Here is a 9308-nt window from a genome sequence, read left to right on the forward strand (position 1 = left end):
CTATCCATCGAAGGAACCGGCAATGAACGAACAAACATCGCGCCTGAATCGGGAACGGCGCTTTCTGGTGCTGTTGGGGCTGATCTGCCTTTCACTGATCGGGGGCGCCCTCTACATGCAGGTGGTGCTCGGCGAGGCACCCTGCCCGTTGTGCATCCTGCAGCGTTATGCGTTGCTGTTCATTGCGGTGTTTGCCTTCATCGCTGCGGCGATGCCCGGGCGCCGCAGCCTGACGTTCTTCGAGGCCTTGGTGGTGCTCAGTGCAATTGGCGGAATCGTTGCGGCTGGCAACCATGTGTATATACTCGCCAACCCCATGGTCAGTTGCGGTATCGATACCCTGCAGCCGATCGTGGATGACCTGCCACTGGCAAAGCTGTGGCCACTGGCGTTTCAGGTCGACGGCTTCTGCAGCACGCCGTATCCGCCGATCCTCGGCCTGTCGCTGGCGCAATGGGCACTTGTGGCGTTCGTGCTGACCGCCGTCCTGGTCCCGCTCGGTATCTACCGCAATCGGCGCCAGGCTTAGACAAAAGTACCGAATTGCTTGGGGTCTTTTGCACCGCATGCGAAGAGGGAAAAGTTGCGCACCGCTTGATCCAGATCAACCCGGAAGCCTTGCAGAATGCGGCTTTGAGGCCTAGCAAGCGGGGTGCGACAAACTGTCGCGAAGTTGAATTATTGAGCAGCATTGTTACGTATTCTGTAAAAGACTGTTGCTCAATAAGTCATAGTCAAGGGTTGGCGACCTATCTACAATCGCCCCCAATTTCCGTTCGGCACTGCTTGCGAGTCGCAGGATTGAAGGAAGCCTCAGCGCTCCTTTTTGCTGACTTCGTCAAGTTTCGCCCAACGGCGATACCGGGCGGACACCCCTCCGCGTTTTCCCGCACCAAATGGACTTGGTCTGAAGTACAGGCCTGTTGCCTACGAAACCATAAGCACCGCTATCACGCTTGAAGCCAAGGTCCTGCAGTCGGACCCCAGGCAGGAGCGAGTACGGGCGCGAAATGCCTCACTTGGCAGGACGAAGTGTTGGCTACCAAAACACAAATTGCATTGAAGCAAGCTGATCTAGAGGTCGTGAGATGAGTAAAAAGCGTTACCCCAGACTGTTTGGCATATTGCCCTTTTTAGGCATGCTTTTACTCAGTGGGTGCAACTGGACCCTGCTCGACCCGAAGGGCCAGGTCGGCATTGAGCAAAAGAACCTGATCCTGATCGCTACCGGCCTGATGCTGCTGGTGGTAATCCCTGTGATCATCATGACCCTGGCGTTCGCCTGGAAGTACCGTGCTTCCAACAAGGCAGCCACCTACACCCCTGACTGGTCGCACTCGACCAAGATCGAGGCCGCGGTATGGATCATCCCGATCCTGATCATCATCGCCCTGGGTTACGTCACCTACCACTCCACCCACAAGCTGGACCCTTATCGTCCGCTGGATTCGGACGTTAAGCCGATTCAGATCGACGTGGTCGCGCTGGACTGGAAGTGGCTGTTCATCTACCCGGAACAGGGCATTGCCACGGTCAACAAGATCGTCTTCCCAGCTAACACTCCGGTCAACTTCCGCGTCACTTCCGACGCCGTGATGAACTCGTTCTTCATCCCGGGCCTGGGCGGCCAGATCTACGCCATGGCCGGCATGACCACCAAGCTGCACCTGATCGCCAACGAAAATGGCGAATTCGACGGTATCAGCGCCAACTACAGCGGTGCTGGCTTCACCGGCATGAAATTCAAGGCTACTGCCACCTCTCAGGAAGACTTCGACAAGTGGGTCGCTGAGGTCAAGCAGTCGCCGAAGAAGCTGGACAAGGCCGAATACGACGCCTTGGCCAAACCAAGCGAAAACAACCCGGTCGCGCTGTATAGCGAGGCTTCGCCAGAGCAGTTCCAGCTGATCGTCGACAAGTACGAAGGCATGAACCGCGGTCGTAGCCACGAAGAAGCAGGCAGCAAAGATCTGGCCACAACCAAGGGTGTGGAATCGAGTATGCAACCAGCTGCCGGTGCAGAGGAGTAAGAGATGTTCGGTAAATTAAGCCTGGAGGCGATACCCTATCACGAGCCGATAGTCATGGTGACGCTTGCCATGATCGCGCTCGGCGGTATCGCTGTCGTCGGTCTTATCACCTATTTCCGCAAGTGGACCTACTTGTGGAGCGAGTGGCTGACTACTGTCGACCACAAAAAGATCGGCGTGATGTACATCATCGTCGCGATGGTCATGCTGCTGCGCGGCTTTGCCGACGCCATCATGATGCGTACCCAGCTGGCTGCCGCAACCGGCGGCTCCGAAGGCTATCTGCCGCCTGAACACTATGACCAGATCTTCACCGCTCACGGTGTGATCATGATCATCTTCATGGCGATGCCGTTCTTCACCGGCCTGATGAACCTGGCGGTTCCTCTGCAGATCGGTGCACGTGACGTTGCCTTCCCGTTCCTGAACTCCCTGAGCTTCTACCTGCTGCTGGCAGGCGTGCTGCTGGTCAACATCTCGCTGGGCGTTGGTGAATTCGCCAAGACCGGCTGGGTTGCCTATCCGCCGCTCGCGGGCATTCAGTACAGCCCTGGGGTGGGTGTCGACTACTACATCTGGGCGCTACAGCTATCCGGATTGGGTACGACGCTTACCGGCGTGAACTTCCTCGTCACCGTGATGAAGATGCGCGCACCTGGCATGAAGCTGATGGACATGCCGATCTTCACCTGGACCTGCACCTGGGCCAACGTACTGATCGTCGCTTCGTTCCCGATCCTGACTGCTGCACTCGCTCTGCTGACTGTTGACCGTTATCTGGACTTCCACATCTTCACCAACGAGCTTGGTGGGAACCCGATGATGTACGTCAACCTGTTCTGGGCGTGGGGTCACCCTGAGGTTTACATCCTGATCCTGCCGGCCTTCGGCGTGTTCTCGGAAGTGACTTCGACGTTCTCTGGCAAACGCCTGTTCGGCCACCACTCGATGATTTACGCATCGGGCGCGATCGCCATCCTCGGCTTTGCTGTATGGCTGCACCACTTCTTCACCATGGGTGCCGGCGCCAGCGTCAACACCTTCTTCGGCCTGGCGACGATGCTGATCTCCATTCCGACCGGTGTGAAGCTGTTCAACTGGCTGTTCACCATGTACCAGGGCCGTGTGCGCTTCACCGCACCAATGCTCTGGACCCTGGGCTTCATGGTCACCTTCTCCATCGGTGGCATGACCGGCGTACTGCTGGCCGTTCCGGGTGCTGACTTCGTCCTGCACAACAGCCTGTTCGTAATTGCGCACTTCCACAACGTGATCATCGGTGGCGCGGTATTCGGCTACATCGCCGGCTTCGCCTTCTGGTTCCCGAAAGCCTTCGGCTTCACCCTGAACGAGAAGTGGGGCAAAGCTGCCTTCTGGTTCTGGCTGTCGGGCTTCTACGTTGCGTTCATGCCGCTGTACGCCCTGGGCTTCATGGGCATGACCCGTCGTCTGAACCACTCCGACAACCCACTGTGGGAACCCTACCTGTACGTAGCCGTTGTCGGCGCTGTGCTGATCCTGTTCGGTATCGCTTGCCAGCTGATCCAGATCTTCGTTTCGGTCCGCGACCGCAACCAGAACCTGGACGTGACCGGCGACCCATGGGGCGGCCGTACCCTGGAATGGTCGACTTCTTCGCCACCTCCGTTCTACAACTTCGCTCACATGCCTGAGAAAGTTGGTCTGGACAGCTGGCACGAAGCCAAGGAAGCAGGCGTTGCGTACAAGGCCCCGGCCAAGTACGAAGCCATTCACATGCCGAGCAACACCGCTACCGGTCTGTTCATGGGCCTGTTCCTGACCGTCTTCGGCTTCGCCTTCATCTGGCACATCTGGTGGCTGGTTGGCGCGAGCCTGGTTGCAACCATCGCTGTCTTCGTTCGCCACGCTGCACGTGACGACCAGGGCTACATGGTTCCGGCCGAAGAAGTGGCGCGCATCGAAGGCGAGCGTATGAAAGCGCTGGCCAAAGCAGGTGCTCTGCCTGCCGGCGCACGTGTCGAATCGTTTGAGCGGGTGTAATCAATGTCCAGTCAAGTAATGCACGGCGCTGCTCATGGTCACGACCATGGGCACGACGACCACCACCACGACTCGGGCCAGATGACCGTACTGGGCTTCTGGCTGTACCTGATGACCGACTGCATCCTGTTTGCGTCGCTCTTCGCCACCTACGCGGTGCTGTCCGGCAGTTTTGCCGGCGGCCCGTCGGGTCATGACATCTTCCAGCTCGATTTCGTAGCTGTTGAAACGCTGTTCCTGCTGCTGTCCTCTATCACCTTCGGCTTCGCCATGCTGAAGATGTTCGATGGCAAGAAAGCTGGCGTACTGGGCTGGTTGGCTGTGACCTTCCTGTTCGGTGCAGGCTTCATCGCGATGGAAATCTATGAGTTCCATCACCTGATCAGCGAGGGCTTCGGCCCGCAGCGCAGTGGCTTCCTGTCGGGCTTCTTCGCCCTGGTAGGTACCCACGGTCTGCACGTGACTGCTGGTCTGATCTGGATGGCAATCATGATGTACCAGATCAACAAGCACGGCATCACGCCGACCGCCAAGACCCGCATGAGCTGCCTGAGCCTGTTCTGGCACTTCCTGGACGTGGTCTGGATCTGCGTATTCACCGTCGTTTACCTGCTGGGGGTTCTGTAATGGCTAACGCACACGACACTCATCACGAAGGTAATCACGGCAGCGTCAAGTCGTACATGATCGGTTTTGTACTGTCGATCATCCTGACTGCGATCCCGTTCGGCCTGGCCATGACCGCCAGCCTGCCGAAGAACCTGACCGTTCTGATCATTGTTGCCATGGCCGTGATCCAGGTAGTTGTTCACCTGGTTTACTTCCTGCACATGGACCGCTCGAAAGAGCAACGCAACAACGTTTCGACGTTCCTGTTCACCACCCTGGTGATCGCTCTGCTTGTCGGCCTGTCGCTGTGGATCATGTTCAGCATCCACTTCGAAATGTTGGCCAAGTGAGGTAAGACTGCATGTCCGTTAAGCACTTTATCCAAATCACCAAACCGGGGATCATTTTCGGTAACGTGCTTTCCGTGGCAGGCGGTTTCTTCCTTGCCTCGAAGGGCCATGTGGATTTCGCCCTGTTCCTGGCGGTGGTGATCGGTACTTCGCTGGTGGTTGCGTCCGGATGCGTGTTCAACAACTGCATCGACCGTGACATCGACCACAAGATGGAGCGCACCAAGAACCGCGTCATGGTCCAGGGCGGCATGTCGCTGCCCCTCGCGCTGATCTACGCCACCCTGCTCGGGGTGGCGGGTTTCAGCCTGCTGTATGTCCAGGCCAACCCGCTGTCTGCGTTCTGCGCACTGATTGGCTTTGTCGTCTACGTCGGTTTCTACAGCCTGTGGCTGAAGCGTAAATCGGTGCACGGCACCTTGGTCGGCAGCCTGTCGGGTGCCATGCCTCCGGTGATCGGCTACTGCGCCGTGAGCAACAGCTTCGACCTGGCTGCGGTAACCCTGCTGGTGATGTTCAGCCTTTGGCAAATGCCGCACAGCTTTGCCATCGCGATCTTCCGCTTCAAGGATTACAGCGCTGCCAACATTCCGGTCCTGCCGGTGGCACGTGGCATCCTCGCGGCGAAAAAGCAGATCGTGCTGTACGTGCTGGCCTTCGTGCTCGCCACCCTGATGCTCACCCTCGGTGGTTACGCCGGCCTCGGCTACCTGGCCGTGGCCGCTGCCATGGGCCTGTATTGGCTGTACATGGCTTGGGGTGGTTACAAGGCCGAGGACGACAGCAAGTGGGCCCGCAAGGTATTCGGCTTCTCCATCCTTACCGTCACTGCCCTGAGCGTGATGATGGGCGTGGACAGCCAGACTGCTGCGGATGTGCTGATGACCTACGCACGCTGAAACTGCTGCCTGTTTCACGAAAGCCCCGGCCTCTGCGCCGGGGTTTTTTTTGGGTGTTTTTCCTGTGCAGGCCTCTTCGCTCGGGGACAGTGGGAAACCTGTAGGAGCGGGTTTACCCGCGAAGTTGCCAGCACAGAAAAATAATAATTTCTAATTTTCAAATAATAGATCTGAAAAAATCTAACAAAACAGGAAATTACCCTTTACAGGCATCATGTTTCGGCACTATCTTCTGATTCAGGCCGCCACATCGGCCAACGTCGCTCGGACGGTTCCGGGCGCTTACGTCCTCAGAGGAAGCCATGGCCAACCCAGGTTCGCCGCGCCGCTTTGCGCGCATCGATCGTCTCCCCCCTTACGTCTTCAACATCACCGCCGAGCTCAAGATGGCCGCCCGCCGACGTGGCGAGGACATCATCGACCTGAGCATGGGCAACCCCGATGGCGCCACCCCGCCGCACATCGTCGAGAAGCTGGTACAGGTCGCCCAACGTGAAGACACCCACGGCTACTCCACCTCGCGCGGCATCCCGCGCCTGCGCCGGGCCATCTCCAACTGGTACAAGGACCGCTACGAGGTCGACATCGACCCGGAAAGCGAAGCCATCGTCACCATCGGCTCGAAAGAGGGCCTGGCCCACCTGATGCTGGCCACCCTCGACCAGGGCGACACGGTGCTGGTGCCCAACCCCAGCTACCCGATCCACATCTACGGCGCAGTGATCGCCGGTGCCCAGGTGCGTTCGGTGCCGCTGGTGCCTGGCGTGGACTTCTTCAACGAGCTTGAGCGGGCCATTCGCGAGTCCATCCCCAAGCCGAAAATGATGATCCTGGGCTTCCCGTCCAACCCGACCGCGCAGTGCGTGGAACTGGACTTCTTCGAGCGCGTGGTAGCCCTGGCCAAGCAATACGACGTGCTGGTGGTGCATGACCTGGCCTATGCCGATATCGTCTACGACGGCTGGAAAGCCCCGTCGATCATGCAGGTGCCGGGTGCCAAGGACATTGCGGTGGAGTTCTTCACCCTGTCCAAAAGCTACAACATGGCCGGCTGGCGCATCGGCTTCATGGTCGGCAACCCCGAGCTGGTCAGCGCCCTGGCGCGGATCAAGAGCTACCACGACTACGGCACGTTCACCCCGCTACAGGTCGCAGCCATTGCCGCGCTGGAAGGCGACCAGCAATGCGTGCGCGACATTGCCGAGCAGTATCGCCAGCGTCGCAACCTGCTGGTCAAAGGGCTGCACGAACTGGGCTGGATGGTCGAGAACCCCAAGGCGTCGATGTATGTGTGGGCGAAGATCCCGCCGGAGTATGCGCACCTGGGGTCGCTGGAGTTCTCCAAGAAGCTGCTGGCCGAGGCCAAGGTCTGTGTCTCGCCGGGGATCGGCTTTGGTGACTATGGGGACGACCATGTGCGCTTTGCCTTGATCGAGAACCAGGACCGTATTCGCCAGGCCATCCGCGGGATCCGGCAAATGTTCCGGGCTGATGGTTTGGCTCGCAAGTAAGCCCATGGGGCTGCGAAGCAGCCCCCTCTGCCTCCTGGGTGGGCTTTCCGCCTGCCTTCTGGTTACCCGCACGCCTACCTTCGCCACTCATTTCTCACCAAAGAGATCCCCCATGAGTGTCTTCACCGCCTACTTCTGCGGCACTGGCTCGCACCGTTTCGACGACGCCAATCCCAACTTCTGGAATGGCGAGCTGGTCTCGACCCTGGCCAGCAATGACCAGAGCCGGGAATTCGCCCACTGGATCGCCGTCGACGGCCCAGGCAGCGGCAACCTTCAGGATGACAACCTGTTCGTCGAGCCCGGCGGCTATTTCAACTGGACCGGCCAGCTGTTTGGCCGTGGCTGGGAGGAGAACGTCAACCATGTGCTGCAGGTCATCAAAGGCGAAAGCAGCTGGCGGCGCACCAAACTCAGTGAGCAAGAATACGAGCGGCTGAAAGCTGCCGGTGTACCGATTCCGGATGTTTCCTCCACCGCCTCATGGTTCTGGCGAACCTACGACTACGGCGATCGTCACCCAACCCCGCAGGAACTGCAGGAGCGCATCATCAGCATGTTCCGCAAACCGCGCCTGCCAACCCAGGTCAACCTGGTGGGCTGGAGCAGGGGAGGGATCAGCTGCCACATGCTGGCCAATGCCATGGCGCAAGACCCTGTATTGCGGGGCATACCGGTGAACATATTTGCCATCGACCCGGTGCCTGGCGTCGGTAACGTGCAAGCCGAGCGCGTAACGTTGTCGGAAAACGTCAAAGAGTATGTAGGCTTCTACTCGAGGGATGAGCGTTCCAAAGGTTTTGCCTGCGTGATCCCTTCCGTCGCCAAGGGGACACGGATATGCGTTTATCCGATGCCGGGCCGCCATGCCACGCTGGTGGGCAACGCCTCGGCTGATGGCGCAGGCAATGGCAAGGTGCTGGCCGAACCTGGGCTGATCGTTCGCCACTTTGCCGAGGTTTGCCTGACCCGCTGGGGCGTGCACCTGGTCAAACGTCTGGCCTTGAGCATCGGCCAGTTGATGACGTATCACCAGGTCATGGCAGCTGCCGACAGGCAGTATCAGGCCATGCGCAGTGAGTCCTACACGGTGCTTACCGAGGGCGATAAAAATGATCGTCTGGTGCATTGTGGTGAGGTGCATACGCAGTTCAGCAAGGTACAGGGAGGTGACTACAAGCCGAGCGCAGGCCTGGGTTTACAACGCTGGGACGCTGAAACCTACCAGCCCATCTGCTAGCTGAAGGGAGGCGGCCGGTGAACGCACTGGTCGCCCTTGCTCAGTGGCCGGATCAGCGGCCATTTTTTTTGCATTCCCCCTCTATCCAGCGGCCCCTTGTTAGATTAAAAATGGCGCCGCGGGCCAGCCCCGATAACAACAACCTTCCCTCCGTGACATCATGTCTGAATATAACCCTTGCCTTGACTGCGGCGCCTGCTGCGGGTATTTCCGTGTGTCCTTCTTCTGGGGCGAATGCCAGTCTGCCGGGGGCGTAGTGCCGGACGACCTGGTGGTACAGATCAACCCCACGCGCGTTGCCATGATCGGCACCGATGCCAAGCCCTGCCGCTGCGTCAGCCTTCAGGGCGAGATCGGTAAAGAGGTGGCTTGTACGATTTACGCCAACCGTTCCAGCCCGTGCCGCGAGTTTGATGCGTCGTGGGAGGGTGGGGTGCATAACCCAAGCTGTGATGATGCGCGGGCGGCGTATGGCCTGCCACCGTTGACTCCGCCAGAGGCCAACGAGCCGCATTGGCCGGATGATGGGGCTGAGGTGGCTTGAGCGTATTTCGTTAGCCTGCATCGGCCTATCGCGGGCGAACGCCTAACAAGGCGGTGGTGCACGTTGGCGGAGGCCGCACTGGCCCGAAACAAATGTAGATACT

9 protein-coding genes are annotated in these 9308 nt (G+C 59.0%); all 9 read left to right on the forward strand.

All coding sequences use genetic code 11. The annotated features are described in order from the left end of the window. Positions 1-22 precede the first annotated feature (22 nt). Positions 23-529, forward strand: coding sequence for a disulfide bond formation protein B (locus LVS58_RS21050; protein WP_003248609.1), 507 nt, complete (start codon positions 23-25; stop codon positions 527-529). 559 nt (positions 530-1088) lie between these two features. Next, positions 1089-2030 carry a ubiquinol oxidase subunit II gene (gene cyoA / locus LVS58_RS21055; protein WP_003248605.1) on the forward strand — a complete coding sequence of 314 codons (942 nt, stop codon included), beginning with the start codon at positions 1089-1091 and terminating at the stop codon, positions 2028-2030. Between the two features lie 3 nt (positions 2031-2033). Continuing rightward, the gene (gene cyoB, locus LVS58_RS21060) at positions 2034-4052 is read left to right on the forward strand and encodes a cytochrome o ubiquinol oxidase subunit I (RefSeq protein WP_233692665.1); all 2019 of its coding nucleotides are present in this window, start codon (positions 2034-2036) and stop codon (positions 4050-4052) included. Between the two features lie 3 nt (positions 4053-4055). Then, positions 4056-4679: a cytochrome o ubiquinol oxidase subunit III gene (gene cyoC / locus LVS58_RS21065; protein WP_010952048.1), complete on the forward strand. Its 624-nt coding sequence runs from the start codon at positions 4056-4058 to the stop codon at positions 4677-4679. After that, positions 4679-5011, forward strand: coding sequence for a cytochrome o ubiquinol oxidase subunit IV (cyoD, locus tag LVS58_RS21070; RefSeq protein WP_003248599.1), 333 nt, complete (start codon positions 4679-4681; stop codon positions 5009-5011). Before cyoC ends, cyoD begins: the two co-directional genes overlap by 1 nt. Positions 5012-5022: 11 nt before the next feature. After that, positions 5023-5910: a heme o synthase gene (gene cyoE / locus LVS58_RS21075; RefSeq protein ID WP_003248596.1), complete on the forward strand. Its 888-nt coding sequence runs from the start codon at positions 5023-5025 to the stop codon at positions 5908-5910. A gap of 302 nt (positions 5911-6212) precedes the next feature. Beyond that, on the forward strand, positions 6213-7421 hold the full coding sequence (gene alaC / locus LVS58_RS21080) for an alanine transaminase (protein ID WP_021781745.1): 1209 nt from the start codon (positions 6213-6215) through the stop codon (positions 7419-7421). A gap of 112 nt (positions 7422-7533) precedes the next feature. After that, positions 7534-8661, forward strand: coding sequence for a hypothetical protein (locus tag LVS58_RS21085; RefSeq protein ID WP_233692666.1), 1128 nt, complete (start codon positions 7534-7536; stop codon positions 8659-8661). A gap of 160 nt (positions 8662-8821) precedes the next feature. Next, positions 8822-9205 (forward strand): YkgJ family cysteine cluster protein, encoded by a 384-nt coding sequence (locus LVS58_RS21090; protein ID WP_003248590.1) that lies wholly within the window; start codon positions 8822-8824, stop codon positions 9203-9205. Positions 9206-9308 lie beyond the last annotated feature (103 nt).

It is taken from the genome of Pseudomonas sp. JR33AA (genome assembly GCF_021378985.1).
In the GTDB taxonomy this organism is placed as follows: domain Bacteria; phylum Pseudomonadota; class Gammaproteobacteria; order Pseudomonadales; family Pseudomonadaceae; genus Aquipseudomonas; species Aquipseudomonas alloputida.

What these genes read in the sequence shown, in the direction of transcription:
- cyoD (WP_003248599.1), top strand. Translation starts at nt 4,679, where the DNA reads ATGGCTAACGCACACGACACTCATCACGAAGGTAATCACGGCAGCGTC.
- LVS58_RS21050 (WP_003248609.1), top strand. Translation starts at nt 23, where the DNA reads ATGAACGAACAAACATCGCGCCTGAATCGGGAACGGCGCTTTCTGGTG.
- LVS58_RS21085 (WP_233692666.1), top strand. Translation starts at nt 7,534, where the DNA reads ATGAGTGTCTTCACCGCCTACTTCTGCGGCACTGGCTCGCACCGTTTC.
- cyoE (WP_003248596.1), top strand. Translation starts at nt 5,023, where the DNA reads ATGTCCGTTAAGCACTTTATCCAAATCACCAAACCGGGGATCATTTTC.
- cyoB (WP_233692665.1), top strand. Translation starts at nt 2,034, where the DNA reads ATGTTCGGTAAATTAAGCCTGGAGGCGATACCCTATCACGAGCCGATA.
- alaC (WP_021781745.1), top strand. Translation starts at nt 6,213, where the DNA reads ATGGCCAACCCAGGTTCGCCGCGCCGCTTTGCGCGCATCGATCGTCTC.
- cyoA (WP_003248605.1), top strand. Translation starts at nt 1,089, where the DNA reads ATGAGTAAAAAGCGTTACCCCAGACTGTTTGGCATATTGCCCTTTTTA.
- LVS58_RS21090 (WP_003248590.1), top strand. Translation starts at nt 8,822, where the DNA reads ATGTCTGAATATAACCCTTGCCTTGACTGCGGCGCCTGCTGCGGGTAT.
- cyoC (WP_010952048.1), top strand. Translation starts at nt 4,056, where the DNA reads ATGTCCAGTCAAGTAATGCACGGCGCTGCTCATGGTCACGACCATGGG.